Consider the following 17035-nt stretch of genomic DNA (forward strand, 5'->3'; position numbering starts at 1 on the left):
CGCTGCTTTCACCTTTTTAACAAATAATCATAATGGACATTAAAATTTGCCCGCAATAATACTTGGGCGATATGCCAATTTGGCGCCGCAGCGACTTCCCGGTACGTTCGGTCAATATATATATGTTCTGCTTCAGGAAATTCGCGGCGAAACTGTTTCCGCAATTTTTCCCCCGCTTCATCGGCATCCACTAATATATAAACATCTTTATAATAAAGTTCTTCAATCAGTTCTTCCAATTTCGCATCACTAATCGTTCCGTTTGTGCAAATCACTTCAACCGGTTCATTAATAATCTTTTCAATTTTTTGTTTGTCGGAACGCCCTTCCACAATAATCACTTTTTCAATTTCTATCATGATGGGACCACCTTAAGAAAAATCGATCAAGTCCTTGCGGAACAAGAAAACGGCAAAAAGCGGTTTCGTTTTCCGGCAATGCAAATTCATTACATCGAGAATGGAACTTTGCCCAGAAAATGCACTTGCTCATTTATGCGGGAAAACAAGCGGCCGTTTCCTTTCGCAAGCCTGCTCTTTTTTCTCCAAACAATAACATGAAGAAAAGCAACGGCACAGCACCGTTGCTTTAACACCAACCAGCCTCACCGTCGCAATCGGCATGCTTTTGATCTGGTTCAACGGTGACGGTCATTCCTTAATAAAATGATTCATATTCGGTTTTGCCACAAACGTCGATTGCAAAAGGAAATGGCCGACTCGTTCATTTTCACCAATGCAAAGTTTTATTAACTCCATTGCTTTTGCGGACAGCAATGGGCATCCTTTTTATTCGTTATGTATATAGGATGCCCATTGCTCGCGTAATCAGCAATAGTGATTTATGGAAATAATCATCCTTCTTTTACCATTGCTTCATATTGCTCTGCTGTTAATAAATTATCGATCTCGCTGATATCGGAAGGCTCAACAACAATCATCCACGCTTTTTCATATGGAGATTCATTTACATATTCTGGATTATCATTTAATGCTTCATTCACTTCTACTACTTTGCCGCTAATCGGCGCATAAAGTTCGGAAACCGTTTTTACAGACTCCACGCTGCCGAACGGTTCATTTGCCGTAATTTCTGTACCTACTTCCGGCAGCTCAACAAAAACGATGTCGCCTAATTCAGATTGCGCAAAATCAGTAATGCCGATGCGCACTTTATCCCCTTCGACGCGCACCCACTCATGTTCTTCCGAATAACGTAATTCCTTTGGCGTATTCATGATCGCATCCCTCCATTAACAGATTATATTTTTTTTAATATTGTATTCTTTATAATAATAACCGATTTTATCAAAAAACTCACCGAATTCGTTATTTTTGTCCAAAAAATTTTTCATATTGTTCTTCATTAAACCCAACGATAACATGATTTCCATCTGTCAAAATCGGACGCTTGACCAACATGCCATCGGAAGCGAGCAATTCCAGAAGTTCTTCTTCCGAAGCGGTATTCACTTTATCTTTTAACCCTAACTGACGATATTTCATGCCACTTGTGTTAAAGAATTTTTTCAGCGGCAGTCCGCTTTTGCGGTAAAGTTCCGTCAATTCCTCTTTTGCCGGCGGGTTGTCGACAATATGTATCTCCCGGACAGCGATGTGATGTTCATCGAGCCATTTTTTTGCTTTCCGGCATGTGCCGCATTTTGGATACCAATAAAAAGTGAATGACATATTTCACCATCCTTTACAAGTAAAGTACCAGAACAAGTCTGGTACTTTACATTATTACACAATATAACGTTCCGCTTCAATGAGCGCCGCTGCTGCTTCCCGTTTTTTCGCGATGATATTGATTGGGGTATAGCGCGTTAATTTACGCAAAGCAGTCAGCATCATGCGCAATGTGTCGCCCTGCTCAACCGCCACAATCGTCTCTTTTGCATGTGCTTCGATTTCGTTGAACGCTTCTTGGCAGAAAATTTGCGTATAAAGAAGTTTTTGTTTGTTTTTTTCTACCCCGGATCTGTTGATTGCCTTTTCGGTGCGAAGCACGGCAGATTCCATCGCGTAAATATTCGCCACAATGTCGGCAATGTTTACTAAAATTTCCTGTTCATTTTCCAGTTTCGGGCCGAATCTTTGCGCTGCTAATCCCGCCGCCATTAAGGCGATTTTTTTTGCATTGCGTACTAAATATTTTTCTTGCTCCAGAACGCCGTCACCAACTTCTTCTGGCGCGAGCATGATTAATTCTTCCTGAAGCTGTTGTGCTTTTTGCAAAAGCGGAAGCTCGCCTTTCATCGCTTTTTTCAAATACATTCCCGGAACTAACAGGCGGTTGATTTCGTTTGTTCCTTCAAAAATCCGGTTAATCCGGGAATCGCGGTAAGCCCGCTCAATTTCATATTCTTGCATAAATCCGTAACCGCCGTGAATTTGCACGCCTTCATCGACAATATAGTCCAACGTTTCCGTCGCGAAAAATTTGTTCAGCGAGCATTCAATGGCATATTCTGCGATCGATTTCGCGATTTCTTTTCCATCTTTTGCTTTTTCCTCATCAAGAAGGCCCATCCGTTCGTCAAACAAGCCGACAGTGCGGTAGACAGAGCTTTCTGTGGCATATAAGCGGGAAGCCATCGTCGCGAATTTTTCTTGTGTTAATGAAAACTTTGAAATCGGCTGTTTAAATTGCTGGCGCTGATTCGCGTATTGCAGCGTAATTTCCAGCGCGCGTTTCGCGCCGCCAACAGCGCCGACTCCCAGTTTATAGCGGCCGATGTTTAAGATGTTGAACGCAATCACATGGCCTTTTCCAACTTCCCCAAGCAAGTTTTCTTTCGGAACAGGCACGTCTTGAAAAATTAATGTACGGGTCGAAGAACTTTTAATCCCCATTTTCTTTTCTTCCGGCCCGGTAGAGACCCCCGGAAAGCCTCGTTCGACAATGAATGCGGAGAAATGCTCGCCGTCTACTTTCGCGTATACGATAAACACATCGGCAAATCCGGCGTTTGTTATCCATTGTTTTTCGCCGTTTAAAATGTAATGGGTTCCCTCCGCGTTTAATCTCGCCGTCGTTTTTGCGCCTAGCGCATCTGAACCGGAGCCAGGCTCTGTTAATGCATATGCGGCAATTTTTTCACCAGTCGCTAACGATGGCAAATATTTTCGTTTTTGTTCTTCTGTTCCGAACAAGACGATTGGAAGCGAGCCAATGCCGACGTGCGCGCCATGAGAAATCGAGAAGCCCCCAGCGCGCGACATTTTCTCCCCGATCAGTGCAGAGCTGATTTTATCAAGCCCTAAGCCGCCGTATTCTTCCGGAATATCCGCACTAAGCAATCCAAGCTCTCCTGCTTTTCTTAGCAGCTGAACCGAACGGTCAAATTCATGGTTTTCCAAATGTTCTAATTGCGGAAGCACTTCGTTAACGACATAATCTTCTGTTGTTTTCGCAATCATTTTATGCTCATCTGTAAAATCCTCCGGTGTAAACACACGTTCGCAAGGAATGTCTTCAATCAGAAAGCTTCCGCCTTTTATCGCATTTTCTAATGCTTTCGCCATTGGTAACTCCTCCCCGTGATTTTTGTTATATATCCGGGCGGAAATGATACCGCCCGCTTTTTTATAAATTTAAATTAATTCAAATACCCCTGCTGCGCCCATGCCGCCGCCGATGCACATCGTGACAATCCCAAACTGCACGTTGCGGCGGCGCATTTCATAGAGCAATGACAACGTCAATTTTGCGCCAGTACAGCCAAGTGGGTGGCCAAGTGCGATTGCTCCTCCGTTGACATTGACTTTTTCCTCATCAAGCCCAAGCTCGCGAATCACTTGAATCGCCTGGGACGCAAAAGCTTCATTTAGTTCAATCAATCCGATATCAGAAAGTTCTAAGCCGGCAAGTTTTAACGCTTTCGGGATTGCGGCGACCGGGCCGATTCCCATTACTTCCGGCGGCACGCCGGCGACGGCGAATGAACGGAATTTCCCAAGCAATTTTAGCCCTAGCGATTCTGCTTTTTCCCGGTCCATCACCATGACAGCGGCAGCGCCATCGCTCATTTGCGAAGCGTTCCCAGCGGTTACCGTTCCATTTACGGAAAATGCCGGATGGAGTTTTGCTAACGTTTCCATATTTGTATCCGGGCGCACCCCTTCATCCTCTTCGAAAAGTATCGTTTTCTCGACAAGCTTGTTATTTTCTACTTTGCGAACGGTCACTTCAACCGGGACAATTTCGTCCTTGAATTTGCCTTCGCGGATCGCTTTTGCAGCGCGCTGATGGCTTCTCACAGCAAACGCGTCTTGGTCTTCCCGGCTAACCCCATACTTCATCGCCACTTGCTCTGCCGTATGTCCCATGGACATATAATACTGTGGAGCTTCTTCTGCCAGTTTCGCGTTTGGACGTATTACATGCCCCATCATCGGGACAAGGCTCATCGATTCCACACCGCCGGCAATGATCGTATCCGAATGGCCAAGCATGATGCGCTCCGCTGCGTAAGCAATCGCTTGCAAGCCCGACGAGCAATAACGATTGATCGTTATCGCCGGAACCGTGTATGGAAGTCCTGCAAGCGCTCCTATGTTTCTCGCGATATTTAACCCTTGCTCCGCTTCCGGCATCGCGCAGCCAATAATAAGATCATCGATATTTCCTTCGTAATTCCCGGCTCGTTTCAACGTTTCCCTCACAACAAGCGCGCCTAAATCATCCGGCCGCACATGGGCGAGCGTGCCTTTTTTCGCCTTTCCGACCGGCGTGCGCGCTCCCGCAACAATCACCGCTTCTCTCACAACCGTCCCCCCTGTTTTTTTCATATTCGTTCTTCGCGTCTCCCATTAGTTGCGCAGCGGTTTCCCTTTAACAAGCATATGCTGCATTCTCGCCTGTGATTTCGGTTCGCCGACCAGGCTTAAAAACGCTTCCCTTTCTAAATCAAGCAAATATTGTTCATCAACTTCCGTGCCGTACGGGACTTTTCCGCCAGCAATGACGTACGCAAGTTTTTTCGCGATTTTCAAATCGTGTTCACTAATGTATCCAGAGTGATACATCGACTGCGCGCCGAGCAGCATCGCCGCATAACCTGTTTCGCCGACAACAGGCACCTTTTTGCGAACAGGCGGACGATAACCTTGATCATAAAGAGAAATGACCGCCTGCTTCGCATCATGAATTAAATGATCGCTATTCATCGTAATGCCATCACGCTGATTTAAAAAATTTAGTTCACGCGCTTCTGCCGCAGATCCGGATACTTTTGCCAGCGCGATCGTTTCAAACACTTTATTCGCTACTTGCTGCAAATCGAAATGAACTCCGCTTGGCAGACTATTTAAATATTTGATATAAAGCTCTTTATTTCCGCCGCCGCCAGGAATGAGGCCGACGCCGACTTCGACAAGCCCCATATACGTTTCCGCCGCGGCTTGAATGCGGGATGATGGCAGGCAAACTTCCACACCGCCTCCGAGCGTCATCGCAAACGGCGCGGCAACGACTGGTTTCGTGCTATACTTAATATTCATCATTGCTTGTTGGAATTGGCGAACAGCAAGCTCAATTTCAAAATAGTTGTCATCTTGTGCTTCCATTAAAATCATCGCAAGGTTTGCACCGACACAGAAGTTTTTTCCCTGATTGCCGATGACAAGCCCTTTATAGTTCCTCTCCACTTCCTCAAGGGCATAGTTAATCATTTGCACAATATCCGTACCGATCGCGTTATTTGGCGAGTGGAACTCTAACAATGCAACATCATCGCCAAGATCGATTAAACTTGCGCCGCTGTTTTTCTTAATGACATCTCTTTGTTCCTTCAAGCGCTTTATGTGAATGACTTTCGGGTTTTCATGAATTGGCTTGTATTCTCCGCGATCATAATAAAATACTTGCCCTTTTTCCGATTTGTAGAAAAACGGGAAGCCAGCCGCAAGCATATCCGTTACCCACGAAGGAATGTCCAATCCTTCTGCTTGCATTTTCCGGACAGATTGCTCAACACCAAGCGCATCCCACATTTCAAACGGACCAAGCTCCCAGCCAAATCCCCATTTCATCGCGCGGTCGATAGCGACAATGTCATCAGCGATTTCGCCAAGCAATTTCGCAGAATAGAGGAGAACTGGAGCAATGATTTTCCAAAGGAACGTTCCAGCGCGGTCATCCGCATATACAAGCGCTTTCAATTTATCATTCAGCTTTTTCGCCTGCTTGCTCGCTTCCACCGCTGGAGTCGTCAGCTTTTTGCGCGGCTCATATTCCAGCGTCTCATAATTAAGCTCCAAAATATCTTTTCCTTGTTTCCAAAAGAAGCCTTGCCCTGATTTGCTGCCGATCCACCCTTTTTCCAGCATCGCTTTCATAAAATCCGGAACGCGAAACGCCTCTTTTTCTTCCCCTTCTACTTTTTCAAATACGTTATTGGCAACATGAATAAATGTGTCCAAGCCGACGACATCAAGCGTGCGGAATGTTGCGCTTTTCGGGCGGCCAATCAGCGGCCCTGTAAGCGAATCGACTTCTCCGACGCTGTATCCGCCCTTCATCATTTCTCTAACAGTTACTAACAAGCCATACGTGCCGATTCGGTTTGCAATGAAATTTGGCGTATCTTTCGCCATGACAACCCCTTTGCCAAGCACTTCTTCGCCAAATGTTTTCATATATGAAACAACTTCTGGATCTGTATCTTTCGTCGGAATGATTTCAAGCAGCTTTAGATAGCGCGGCGGATTGAAGAAATGCGTTCCTAAAAAATGTTTTTTAAAGTCTTCGGAACGGCCTTCTGCCATCGTTTCGATCGAAATTCCCGAAGTGTTCGAGCTGACGATCGTTCCCGGTTTTCTTACTTCATCCACCATTGCAAATACGCTTTTCTTAATTTCTAAATTTTCCACGACTGCTTCAATAATCCAATCCACTTCAGCAAGACGGTGAAAGTCATCCGCAAAATTTCCTGTTTCAATAAGAGCAAGATTGGATTTGGACATAAACGGCGCCGGCTTTTGTTTCAACAACTTTTGCAATGCTTGATTAGCAAGACGGTTGCGTACTTCTTTATGTTCAAGTGTTAGCCCTTTTGCTTCCTCTTCCTTTGTCAACTCGCGCGGAACAATATCGAGAAGCAATGTCGGTATCCCCACATTCGCTAAATGTGCCGCAATTCCTAAACCCATCACACCAGATCCAAGCACGGCCGCCTTTTGAATGCGCTTCACCATTCCTTTTCCCCCTCACATATTGAATGAACAATCATTCATTTTATACCTAAAAAAATATGCCGTGAAAATTGCTTCTGTTATTAAATATAAAATATATTATTAATTTTCGCAATATATAAACTTAACAAATTTTGTATTCATAAGAAATTATTTTTTGGTGACGATAATAAAAGGGGGTGAGACGGATGGCAAAACTGAAAAAGAATCCTTCGGAAAGAGCAGTCAGCGCAGCAAGCGTTAAGGGTAACGCCGGCCCGACAGTGGAAAGGGATGGCGGCGGAAAAAAGACGAGCCAAAACCAGCAATATAAGCGGCATAATATGCAGAGTGAGTGAATAACTTTTTCATACACAGTGTCCGAATGCTCTGCACAAACGTACTTGCAAGCTTGTTTGGCCCAAAAGAACCCGTCGCGAAACAAGATAGTTTCCCGCAAATAAGAAAGAATATAAAAAAGGATGTTCCATTAATGGAGACATCCTTTTGCTCTTATTTACGCAACACGCCTTTTAAAACGAACGCAACGTTTGCTGGTCGTTCTGCGAGACGGCGCATAAAGTATCCATACCAGTCCGTGCCATACGGAACGTAAACGCGCATCGTATATCCTTCGCGCGCAAGCTGTTCCTGGCGCTCTGGGCGAATTCCGTATAACATTTGGAACTCGAACTGGCTGTTCGGAATATTATATTCTTTCACAAGCCTCTTTGTGTACTCGATGATCGCATCGTCATGGGTGGCGACTGCTGTATAGTTTCCGTTTAATAAATGCATTTTGATGATTTTTTTAAAGTTTTCATCCACATCTTTTTTGTCTGGAAACGCCACTTCCGGTGGTTCTTTATACGCCCCTTTGACAAGCCGCAAATTTGGATGGTAATTTTTTAAATCTTCTATATCGGATACCGTGCGATACAAATACGCTTGCAGCACTGTTCCGACGTTATCGTATTCCGTTTTCAACCGTTTAAAAATATCGAGCGTTTTTTGGCAGCGAGAATAATCTTCCATATCGATGGTCACAAACACATCGTGCAGTTTTGCTGTATCTAAAATGCGCCTCATGTTGCGCATGACAAGTTCTTCAGAAATGTCAAGCCCCATTGACGTCATTTTCAGCGAAAGCTGTGCATCAAGCTTTTCTCTGTGAATCGCTTCAATTGCCTCAATGCAGTGATCGGCCATATCGTTTGCTTCTTGCTCGTTATCGACAAACTCTCCCAAGTAATCGACCGTCACAGCCAGCCCTTTTTTGTTCAATTGTTTGATCACTTCCACAGCTTGTTCAATCGTCTCTCCAGCGACAAACCGCGAGGCACCAAAACGAAGCCCATATTTTTTCGCCAGCCTCGTTAATGGTTTATTTTTGGACAAGAATAAAAAAAAGTTGCGCATTACTTGTTCCATCATTGTGCCTCCTTTATGAAAACGCATTCATTTCTTATTATTGTATCATGTTTCCTTGGCGTTGAATACGTTTGTTTTTTCGATACAGTTTATTTTCTATATATGCATAATTTTCCACGAAACGGATAATTTAATAGCGAACACTTTTAAGAAAGGAGCAGCGTTTATGCAACAACAAATGAACACGCAACAACCATCGGCTATGCCGCAGCCGCCGCAAATCATTTCAACAAAAGACGCACTTTATTTCACTGATATGCTGTCGTGGAATTTGCTCGCGATGAAAAAAGCCCACTTTTTTGCATCGCAATGCCAAGACAAAGAAGTCAGCGCCGCGATCGAAAAGGCCGGGCAAATGCATCAGCGCCATTACCAACAAATTTTAAGCCATCTGCAAAATACAGGCCGGCCTAAAACGCCAATGCAATAGCAAAAAGGAGGGAATATGATATGAACCAAAACCAAGTTCAAAATCCGGAAACACAAGTGCCCAAAACGCCGCAAATGAACGATCGCGACTTTCTTAACGATATGTTGGCGACAGAAAAATATATGACCTCATCGTACAGTGTCTTTTTGCACGAAGCAAGCCACCAACAATTATATCAAGATATGCTTAACATTTTTACAGAAACGCAAAACTGCCAGCGTGAACTGTACAATTTAATGTTTCAAAAAGGCTGGTACAAACTTGAAACAGCTGATCCGCAAAAATTGCAACAATCGTATCAGCAATTCCAAGGATACACAAGCCAATTTCCATACCAAACGACGGTTCAGTAATGTGCGCCTTCCAGCAGCGAAAAAGCCATGATTATACATCATGGCTTTTTTACACATGTTTCATTATATTAATACCAAAATCATCCATATAGAAAGTACGGATAATACGGTCTTGGATGGGCGTAAAGCGGTAACGCCAGCGCGCTGCCAAGCAATCCGCCCAGAAAACCGCCTAAAAACGGACCGCCGAAAAATACGCGCGGATATACCATCACCATTCCTCCTTCCCTAAACCAATACTGGACACAAATAGGTTATGTGAATGAAGGACAAAAGAAACAGGAAAGCAGCCCATTTTTTTCCTAAGATAATATGGATCTTTCGAAAAAGCGCAAAGCCTGCCGTGTGATCGGCAGGCTCAAGCAATGTTTATCACCACACTGGGCCGTAAGGATAACCACCAAAACCGCCATAGAACGGACCTGTTAGCGCGCCGCCCAACAATCCGCCTAAAAAACCGCCAAAAAACGGGCTGCCAAAGAATGGGCCGCCAAAGAACGGGCCGCCAAAGAATGGACGGCCGAAGCCACCGAAAAATGGACGGCCAAAACCGCCAAAGAACGGGCGACCAAAGCCTCCAAAACCGCCAAAACCCCATGGGCGCCCAAATCCCCATATTCTTGTGTCTTGCAAGCTAATATCATTCATGTTCTTCTCTCCTTTGCTGATTGGTTTGCTTCTTCTCTTTCAGCATATGTGGGACAAATGCCAAGGGCATAGGCGATTGACCGTTTTGGACAAAAATAGGCTGCCAAGGCTCGCTAGGCAGCGATGGAAACCATTAGCGAACAGCCTTCGCCATTTCTGCGATCGAATCGAAAAGGATAGAAACTGCTGTTTCCATCTGTTCTTCTGTCATTGCTAACACCGGAATGAACGTGAGCACCGGCCCGAGCGGGCGGATGATCAATCCGCGTTTTCTGGCCTCAAGGATGATACGGTGCTCAATCATTTCCGAGCGAGGAAAAATCTCCTTCGTGTTTCGGTCTTGAACAATTTCAATTCCTGTCATTAATCCTTTTTGGCGAATATCTCCGACAATTGGAAGTTCATAAAGCATCTCCAGCTTCTTCGCCAAGAATTCCGCTTTTTTCCTGACGTTTTCGACAAGCTGCCGTTTTTCCATAAGTTCAATATTTTTTAAAGCGACCGAACAAGACAACTGATTTCCTGTATATGTATGGCCATGGTAAAATGTCTTGTTTTCGTCGGCTTCTCCTAAAAACGCTTCATACACTTGATTAGTTGTTAATGTGGCAGCGAGCGGTAAATAACCGCCGGTGATTCCTTTCCCTAAACATACGATATCCGGTGTTACTTGTTCTTGTTCGCAAGCGAACATCGTTCCCGTTCTTCCAAATCCGACCGCCACTTCATCGCAAATCAACAAAACTCCATACCGGCGGCAAAGCGCCTCCACTCCTTTTAAAAAGCCGCGCGGATGCGTGATAATCCCCGCCGCCCCTTGCACAAGCGGTTCCACGATTACTGCGGCGACGCGCTCCTGTTCCGAAGCCAACACGTGTTCTAACTGCTGTAAACAGTATTGCACAATTTCTTGTTCATTTCCGTATTCGCTCATACGATACACATACGGGGATGGCACCTCGATCCGCTCAAACAGCAGCGGTTGGAAAATGCGATGATACAGTTCCATGCCGCCAACGCTGACTGCTCCGATCGTATCGCCGTGATACGCTTCCCTTAACGAGACAAATGCTGTTTTTTTCGCGTACCGGACAGGATCGATGTTTTGCCAGTATTGATATGCAATTTTTAGCGCGATTTCCACCGCAGCGGCTCCCGTGTCAGAATAAAATACTTTAGAAAGCCCCGGCCAAAGCTCAACCAGTTTTTTCGCCAATAAAATCGAAGGCACATTGGCCGACCCAAGCAATGTCGAATGCGCGATCGTTTCGATTTGCATGTGCAAAGCTTCATTTAATTCAGGATCATTATGGCCGTGGACGTTTACCCATAATGATGCATATCCGTCCAAATATTTGTTTCCATTGACGTCAAATAAGTAGCTTCCGCTCCCCCGCTCAATAATAAGCGGATGTTCTTGCACATATGTTTTCATTTGCGTAAACGGATGCCACACATACTCTTTATCCCATTGCTCTAATTGTTCATAACTATACCTCAACGGACAACACCTCCCGCAGCAACTGCTTTTGCTTGTTTCCCTCCAGCCAGCGCTCCGCCAATGCCATCATCGCATGCTTCGACACATCCGCAAGGGATGGCAATGTGGCGATGACCGGAAATTTTAATATTTTTTGTATTGTCTGAATATTATTGACATGAATGATGCTTTCGGGATCAAATTGATTAAAAATCAATCCGAGGACTTGAATGCCTTGCTGCTGTGCATAAGATGCGGTTGTCACTGTATGATGAATTGCGCCAAGTCCTGATAAAGAAACGATGATAATGGGAATGTTGCATTCCCGAATCAAATCGTTGGTCATATAAAATCCCTGCTCTTTCTCTATTAACGGGACCGCCAATCCTCCCGCACCCTCGACAAGAACGATGTCGTATTGACGTTTCCATTGTTCGATTTTTTCCGCTATCAATGCCAGGTCGATAGTCGTATTGGTTAGCGTTGCTGCCAAATGCGGCGAAACGGCGGGTTCCATATAATACAGTCCTTCTGATTGCGGCAGTTCCACGACTTTTTCGTACCAATGCTGCTCAGCAAATGAAACGCCATCTTCCGCCAAGCCAGTTTGAATTGGCTTAAATATTTTTGTTCTCAGCCCTAACGTTTGAAAAACAAACGTGAGAAAAGAAGTTGCTACCGTCTTGCCTATCTCTGTTCCTGTTCCTGTGATAAATATCGCTTTTCCCATTAGGAAACCACCTCCTGCTTACGAATGACGCTGTGGATGCGCGGCAGCATGCGGGCAACAAGAATGGAACAAACCGCACATAACAATAGATCACCAGGCACGGGCAGCAAAAAGCCAAACCATAACGTTTGCCCAATGGTAAGCGGCTTTTCCACAATCCATTTCATCGCTATGTACAACCAAGAGCAACCAAACAAATAAACGGCAAAAAGAGCAGATAAGTTCGCGAGAAAAACCGTTGCCGCTTTGCGAAATTGAAAGATTTGCATCAGCCATCCGTTGACATAGGCTCCCGCAGCAAAACCGATCAAATAGCCAAACGTCGGCTGAAGCACGTAGCTAGGGCCTCCTCCTTCGGCAAATACAGGAGCCCCGGCAAGACCAACAAGCACATAGACAAGCTGGCTCAACATTCCAAGCTTTGGCCCCAATAAACATCCCGCTAAATAAACAGCAGCAATTTGCAACGTGAACGGCACATAGGGAATCGGGATTTTGATAAATCCGCCAATGGCCGTAAGCGCGGCAAACAGCGCCGCCAGCAGCAGCGATTTCGTTTTCATTTCTTTTCCTCCCATCCGATGTTTGCTTCTATTTTGCCTGATGACACATTTAATGTCAACTATATTTTATACATAGGTTAACATATAGATAAAAAGAAAAACTGTATTCCGGCGATCCAATCTCACTGGACGAAGAGCATAATTTTCCGCCAGCCAAATGATATTTCCGATGCGCACAAGGGTAGGGCAAACAAAAATAAAACGGCTAACCATTCTTTCCAAGGTTAGCCGCTGAATGCCATTATTCGATGCCTTTTTCCACTTCATTGATCATTTCCGCAACAGAAATGAGGCCGCCGCCGGCAAGATACCAATAGTTCGGATTTAAATAAATGATGCGATTGTTTTTATAAGCGTTTGTCTTTTTCACCAGCTCGTTTTCAATCGTTTGTTTTGCCGACGGTTTTCCTGCCACTACTGCATCGCGATCCACCACAAATAAATAATCCGGGTTTTTCTCAGCAATATATTCAAATGAAATGCTTTGGCCATGTGTCGATACTTCAATATTCGCATCGACCGGTTTAATGCCAAGCACGTCATGAATAATCCCAAAGCGGGACCCTGGGCCGTATGCGCTTACTTTTCCGCCAGTCGTGAGCACAATAAGCGCTTTGCCGCTCGTTTTTTCTGCCTTCGCTTTGACCGCTTCGATTTGTTTATTAATGCTTTCTAATTCCTTTTCGACTTCTTTTTCTTTTCCAAAGATTTTACCTAACGTTTTCATATTATTCGCGAAAGAGTCTATATAGTTTTTCGTATCAATTCCCATATAAACCGTTGGGGCAATTTCGGCAAATTTTTCATAGGAATTGGCTTGGCGTCCAGAAATAACGATTAAATCTGGAGCGATTTCATTTATTTTTTCAAAATCTGGTTCCATCAATCCTCCAACGTTTTCATACTTACTATCTTTATATTTTTCAAGATAAGATGGAAGGTTTGCTTTCGGAACGCCGGTCACTTCAACACCAAGCTTATCCAATGAATCAAGAACGCCGAAGTCAAAGACAACGACTTTCTCTGGTTTTTTCTTTACTTTTGTTTCCCCTAATTCATGCTTGATCGTTATTTCTTCACTATCGTTTTTCGGGTTCGAGCTGCTTGCGTTTTTTGCATTGTCTTCGTTCCCGCACGCTGCCAGCAATATGGCAGTGAAAAACGCCACGAAAATCGGCAACCAACGTTTTTTTAGCATCACAGATCCCCCTTGTTTTTATATCATAATAATATTTATTTTCAACAGCTTTCCCGCACCTTTCCGCGAGGGGCGCCCAGTCTCGCGAAATATATGCGAAAAAAGCTATATGAAAAACAGAGTTATGCAAAATAAACACATATTTTCTTATCATGGATCGTTTCAATATGAACGTCCATATCATAAATGCCTTGCAATACGCCATTGCTCATAATTTCTGATGCTGTTCCCTCGCGAACCACTTTCCCGTTTTTAAGGGCAACAATATAATCAGAATAACAGGACGCAAAATTAATGTCGTGCATGACAACGACGATCGTTTTTCCAAGTTCATCCACCAATTTTCGCAATACTTTCATCATTTGCACACAATGTTTCATATCTAAATTGTTTAACGGCTCATCGAGAAAAATGTAGTCTGTATCTTGCGCGAGCACCATGGCAATATACGCGCGCTGTCTTTGCCCGCCGCTCAATTCGTTCAAATAACAATCTTGCAAGTCCTCCAGCTCCATATACCGAATCGCTTCTTTGACATACTCCCAGTCTTCGCGCGTCAGTCTGCCGCGTGAATACGGGAACCGTCCAAAAGAAACGAGTTCTTTCACCGTCAGCCGGATTGCAATATGGTTTGATTGTTTTAAAATGGAGATCTTTTTCGCCAATTCATCGCTTTTATATTGGCTAATTTCTTTTCCTTCAATTCTGACTTCGCCGCGGTCTTTATCGATAAGACGGCTCATAATCGATAACAGCGTGCTTTTTCCCGCACCGTTCGGCCCAATGAGCGATGTTAATTTTCCAGTCGGGATCGTAATCGACACGTTGTCAACGACGTTTTTTCCACCGTATTGCTTATAAACCCCTCTTACTTCTACCATGCTTTCCTCTCCCTCAATAAAAGATATAAAAAGTAAATTCCGCCAATTAAATTCACTATCACCGTTAGCGGCGTGGAAAATGTGAACACTCTTTCCACTACCAGCTGCCCGCCAACTAACGCAACAACGGCAAACAGCATCGCGCCAACAAGCAAGTAACTATGCCGGTATGTTTGCAAAAACGTATACGCTACGTTCGCCACAATGAATCCTAAAAACGTAATCGGACCGACTAACGCAGTAGAGACGGAAACAAGCACGGCAACGACAATGAGCAGCCGCTTTACGGTTTTTTCATATGGAACGCCTAAATTAACCGCATGCTCTTTTCCTAGCGAAAGCACATCTAAATAACGTATGTAAGAAACGATATAGCCAATCATCAGCGCAATGACAATGCCTGCCACCAATAAAAGCTCTGTTTTCATATTGTTAAAGCTCGCAAACATGCGATCTTGAATCACAAAAAATTCGTTCGGATCGATTAAAAATTGCATAAAGGATGTCACGCTTTGAAAAAATGTCCCCATAATCATTCCAACAAGGAGGAGAAAATAAATCGTCTGCTCTTCTTGTTTAAATAAAATGGAATAAAGCAATACCGCAAATCCCACCATGAACCCGACGGAAACGAGAAACTGCACGTTCGCGTTCATCATTGTCAGCGTCGTCGACCCAAAAATAAATACAACAAACGTCTGAATCAACATATAAACCGAATCAAACCCGATAATGCTCGGCGTTAATATCCGGTTGTTCGTGATCGTTTGAAAAATGACGGTAGAAGCGGCAATCGCACATCCTGTCAACACCATAGCGGCAATTTTTTCACTTCTTGACCGAAAAACATAGTCCCAGTTGCCTTTGACATCCGTAAACAAAAACACCATAATCAGCGACAAGGCGGCAATGCTTAACACGATCAGCTTCGTTTTGTTAGACATATTGCTTTCTTCTCCTTACTAGCAAATACAAAAATACGCCGCTGCCAATGACTCCTACCGTCAAACCGATCGGGATTTCATACGGATAAATAACGACGCGCCCGAAAATATCGCAAGCCAACACGAAAATTGCTCCTGACAATGCCGTCAGAGGCAGGACTTTCTCTAAATGATCTCCATAATATAATGTGACAAGGTTTGGAATAATCAATCCTAAAAACGGCAGTGTCCCGACCGTCAGCACCACAACAGAAGAAGTAGCAGCCACGATGATTAACCCAACATTGACGATGGACCGATAATGAAGGCCTAAATTTGTCGCGATTTCTTCTCCCATTCCTGCTATCGTAAAACGGTTCGCATACATATAAGCGACAATCATAAGCGGAACACTTAAGTAAAGCAGTTCATACCGCCCTTTTATAATCATGGAAAAATCGCCATGCAGCCATGACGAAATGGATTGGATTAAATTGTACTTATACGCGAAAAATGTTGTCATGGAACTGATGATATTGCCAAACATTAAACCGACAAGCGGAATAAAAATGGCGTCTTTATATTTCACTTTTTCAAGTATTCTCATAAAAATCATCGTACCGGCAAAAGCGAATAAAAATGCGATCGTAACTTTCAGCAGCGGACCTGCGGAAGCGAACAAAATCAATGACACTAAAATTCCTAACCTTGCGCAATCCATCGTCCCCGCCGTCGTTGGCGAGACAAACTTATTTTGGCTTAACTGCTGCATAATTAGCCCGCAAATACTCATGCTGGCACCCGCAATAATAATGCTGATCAACCGCGGAATCCGGCTGATTATTAATACTTCTACGTCATCCGCTTTCAACATCAGCAAATCGGCAAGCGAAATATGCTGGACACCGATAAATAAAGATGCAACTGCTAATATGACGAATAATATAAACAGCTTTTTCATCGTTTTTTCCTCTAATGCACCCTAAATGATTTTAATAATTATTATCAATTAAAATTGTATTGAGACAATTTCCTATTGTCAACATTTTTATGAAAAAGATTCTCATTATCATAAAAAAGGGACTGGCCAACTAAGAAGCACAGTCCCTCCAAATACCTATATACTTATTTATGTTGAATAATTTTCGTTCCGCAGCGGCAAAGGATAGAATGTTTCAACCGGCGAATCGGTTGATGGCATTGTTCGCAAATCACTTGTT

General features: G+C 44.0%; 19 protein-coding genes. 3 read left to right on the plus strand and 16 right to left on the minus strand.

Translation table 11 applies throughout. The annotated features are described in order from the left end of the window. Positions 1 to 8: 8 nt before the first annotated feature. From AOT13_RS00385 to AOT13_RS00410, 6 genes are all read right to left on the minus strand, one after another. Complete coding sequence (locus tag AOT13_RS00385; protein ID WP_003248244.1) at positions 9 to 359, minus strand: toprim domain-containing protein; 351 nt, start codon at positions 357 to 359, stop codon at positions 9 to 11. 494 nt (positions 360 to 853) lie between these two features. Further along, on the minus strand, positions 854 to 1237 hold the full coding sequence (gcvH, locus tag AOT13_RS00390; RefSeq protein WP_003248242.1) for a glycine cleavage system protein GcvH: 384 nt from the start codon (positions 1235 to 1237) through the stop codon (positions 854 to 856). A gap of 91 nt (positions 1238 to 1328) precedes the next feature. After that, a complete protein-coding gene (locus AOT13_RS00395; protein ID WP_003248240.1) occupies positions 1329 to 1691 on the minus strand; it encodes an arsenate reductase family protein in 363 nt (120 codons plus the stop codon). 54 nt (positions 1692 to 1745) lie between these two features. Next, the gene (locus AOT13_RS00400) at positions 1746 to 3530 is read right to left on the minus strand and encodes an acyl-CoA dehydrogenase family protein (protein WP_042385190.1); all 1785 of its coding nucleotides are present in this window, start codon (positions 3528 to 3530) and stop codon (positions 1746 to 1748) included. A 69-nt stretch (positions 3531 to 3599) separates the two neighbouring features. Then, the gene (locus tag AOT13_RS00405; protein WP_013400063.1) at positions 3600 to 4772 is read right to left on the minus strand and encodes an acetyl-CoA C-acetyltransferase; all 1173 of its coding nucleotides are present in this window, start codon (positions 4770 to 4772) and stop codon (positions 3600 to 3602) included. Between the two features lie 45 nt (positions 4773 to 4817). After that, positions 4818 to 7202 carry a 3-hydroxyacyl-CoA dehydrogenase/enoyl-CoA hydratase family protein gene (locus tag AOT13_RS00410; protein ID WP_042385193.1) on the minus strand — a complete coding sequence of 795 codons (2385 nt, stop codon included), beginning with the start codon at positions 7200 to 7202 and terminating at the stop codon, positions 4818 to 4820. Positions 7203 to 7387: 185 nt separating this feature from the next. Here AOT13_RS00410 and AOT13_RS19210 point away from each other — a divergent pair, with 185 nt between their 5' ends. Then, entirely contained in the window at positions 7388 to 7537 is a 150-nt protein-coding gene (locus AOT13_RS19210; protein WP_013400061.1) for a YuzL family protein, read from the plus strand. A 154-nt stretch (positions 7538 to 7691) separates the two neighbouring features. Here the strand turns inward: AOT13_RS19210 and AOT13_RS00415 are convergent, their stop codons facing one another. Beyond that, entirely contained in the window at positions 7692 to 8609 is a 918-nt protein-coding gene (locus tag AOT13_RS00415) for a proline dehydrogenase family protein (protein WP_013400059.1), read from the minus strand. A 166-nt stretch (positions 8610 to 8775) separates the two neighbouring features. On the opposite strand from AOT13_RS00415, the gene AOT13_RS00420 reads away from it, so the two are divergent. Together AOT13_RS00420 and AOT13_RS00425 are read left to right on the plus strand one after the other, a co-directional pair. Beyond that, positions 8776 to 9039: a hypothetical protein gene (locus AOT13_RS00420; RefSeq protein ID WP_003248229.1), complete on the plus strand. Its 264-nt coding sequence runs from the start codon at positions 8776 to 8778 to the stop codon at positions 9037 to 9039. A gap of 20 nt (positions 9040 to 9059) precedes the next feature. Continuing rightward, entirely contained in the window at positions 9060 to 9392 is a 333-nt protein-coding gene (locus tag AOT13_RS00425) for a spore coat protein (protein WP_003248226.1), read from the plus strand. A gap of 80 nt (positions 9393 to 9472) precedes the next feature. Here the strand turns inward: AOT13_RS00425 and AOT13_RS21185 are convergent, their stop codons facing one another. From AOT13_RS21185 to AOT13_RS00470, 9 genes are all read right to left on the minus strand, one after another. Further along, a complete protein-coding gene (locus AOT13_RS21185; RefSeq protein WP_013400058.1) occupies positions 9473 to 9604 on the minus strand; it encodes a hypothetical protein in 132 nt (43 codons plus the stop codon). 160 nt (positions 9605 to 9764) lie between these two features. Beyond that, positions 9765 to 10040, minus strand: coding sequence for a hypothetical protein (locus tag AOT13_RS00430; RefSeq protein ID WP_013876292.1), 276 nt, complete (start codon positions 10038 to 10040; stop codon positions 9765 to 9767). A 133-nt stretch (positions 10041 to 10173) separates the two neighbouring features. Further along, positions 10174 to 11541 carry an adenosylmethionine--8-amino-7-oxononanoate transaminase gene (gene bioA, locus AOT13_RS00435; protein WP_042385196.1) on the minus strand — a complete coding sequence of 456 codons (1368 nt, stop codon included), beginning with the start codon at positions 11539 to 11541 and terminating at the stop codon, positions 10174 to 10176. Continuing rightward, positions 11531 to 12250, minus strand: coding sequence for a dethiobiotin synthase (gene bioD / locus AOT13_RS00440; protein ID WP_042385198.1), 720 nt, complete (start codon positions 12248 to 12250; stop codon positions 11531 to 11533). The genes bioA and bioD overlap by 11 nt, the downstream gene beginning before the upstream one ends. Continuing rightward, a complete protein-coding gene (locus AOT13_RS00445; protein WP_042385200.1) occupies positions 12250 to 12813 on the minus strand; it encodes a biotin transporter BioY in 564 nt (187 codons plus the stop codon). The genes bioD and AOT13_RS00445 overlap by 1 nt, the downstream gene beginning before the upstream one ends. Before the next feature lie 241 nt (positions 12814 to 13054). Continuing rightward, positions 13055 to 14011: a siderophore ABC transporter substrate-binding protein gene (locus AOT13_RS00455; protein WP_013400054.1), complete on the minus strand. Its 957-nt coding sequence runs from the start codon at positions 14009 to 14011 to the stop codon at positions 13055 to 13057. Positions 14012 to 14133: 122 nt separating this feature from the next. Next, entirely contained in the window at positions 14134 to 14892 is a 759-nt protein-coding gene (locus AOT13_RS00460; protein ID WP_013400053.1) for an iron ABC transporter ATP-binding protein, read from the minus strand. Next, a complete protein-coding gene (locus AOT13_RS00465; RefSeq protein WP_013876288.1) occupies positions 14886 to 15836 on the minus strand; it encodes an iron chelate uptake ABC transporter family permease subunit in 951 nt (316 codons plus the stop codon). Before AOT13_RS00465 ends, AOT13_RS00460 begins: the two co-directional genes overlap by 7 nt. Next, positions 15829 to 16776 (minus strand): ABC transporter permease, encoded by a 948-nt coding sequence (locus AOT13_RS00470; RefSeq protein ID WP_013876287.1) that lies wholly within the window; start codon positions 16774 to 16776, stop codon positions 15829 to 15831. The genes AOT13_RS00465 and AOT13_RS00470 overlap by 8 nt, the downstream gene beginning before the upstream one ends. Positions 16777 to 17035 lie beyond the last annotated feature (259 nt).

Source organism: Parageobacillus thermoglucosidasius, from assembly GCF_001295365.1.
GTDB classification, from domain to species: Bacteria; Bacillota; Bacilli; order Bacillales; family Anoxybacillaceae; genus Parageobacillus; species Parageobacillus thermoglucosidasius.

Coding starts and splice junctions, on each gene's coding strand:
- AOT13_RS00465 (WP_013876288.1), bottom strand. CDS start 15,836: ATGTCTAACAAAACGAAGCTGATCGTGTTAAGCATTGCCGCCTTGTCG.
- AOT13_RS00455 (WP_013400054.1), bottom strand. CDS start 14,011: ATGCTAAAAAAACGTTGGTTGCCGATTTTCGTGGCGTTTTTCACTGCC.
- AOT13_RS19210 (WP_013400061.1), top strand. CDS start 7,388: ATGGCAAAACTGAAAAAGAATCCTTCGGAAAGAGCAGTCAGCGCAGCA.
- AOT13_RS00430 (WP_013876292.1), bottom strand. CDS start 10,040: ATGAATGATATTAGCTTGCAAGACACAAGAATATGGGGATTTGGGCGC.
- AOT13_RS00415 (WP_013400059.1), bottom strand. CDS start 8,609: ATGGAACAAGTAATGCGCAACTTTTTTTTATTCTTGTCCAAAAATAAA.
- AOT13_RS00420 (WP_003248229.1), top strand. CDS start 8,776: ATGCAACAACAAATGAACACGCAACAACCATCGGCTATGCCGCAGCCG.
- bioD (WP_042385198.1), bottom strand. CDS start 12,250: ATGGGAAAAGCGATATTTATCACAGGAACAGGAACAGAGATAGGCAAG.
- AOT13_RS21185 (WP_013400058.1), bottom strand. CDS start 9,604: ATGGTATATCCGCGCGTATTTTTCGGCGGTCCGTTTTTAGGCGGTTTT.
- AOT13_RS00410 (WP_042385193.1), bottom strand. CDS start 7,202: ATGGTGAAGCGCATTCAAAAGGCGGCCGTGCTTGGATCTGGTGTGATG.
- AOT13_RS00445 (WP_042385200.1), bottom strand. CDS start 12,813: ATGAAAACGAAATCGCTGCTGCTGGCGGCGCTGTTTGCCGCGCTTACG.
- AOT13_RS00385 (WP_003248244.1), bottom strand. CDS start 359: ATGATAGAAATTGAAAAAGTGATTATTGTGGAAGGGCGTTCCGACAAA.
- gcvH (WP_003248242.1), bottom strand. CDS start 1,237: ATGAATACGCCAAAGGAATTACGTTATTCGGAAGAACATGAGTGGGTG.
- AOT13_RS00425 (WP_003248226.1), top strand. CDS start 9,060: ATGAACCAAAACCAAGTTCAAAATCCGGAAACACAAGTGCCCAAAACG.
- AOT13_RS00460 (WP_013400053.1), bottom strand. CDS start 14,892: ATGGTAGAAGTAAGAGGGGTTTATAAGCAATACGGTGGAAAAAACGTC.
- AOT13_RS00400 (WP_042385190.1), bottom strand. CDS start 3,530: ATGGCGAAAGCATTAGAAAATGCGATAAAAGGCGGAAGCTTTCTGATT.
- AOT13_RS00395 (WP_003248240.1), bottom strand. CDS start 1,691: ATGTCATTCACTTTTTATTGGTATCCAAAATGCGGCACATGCCGGAAA.
- AOT13_RS00470 (WP_013876287.1), bottom strand. CDS start 16,776: ATGAAAAAGCTGTTTATATTATTCGTCATATTAGCAGTTGCATCTTTA.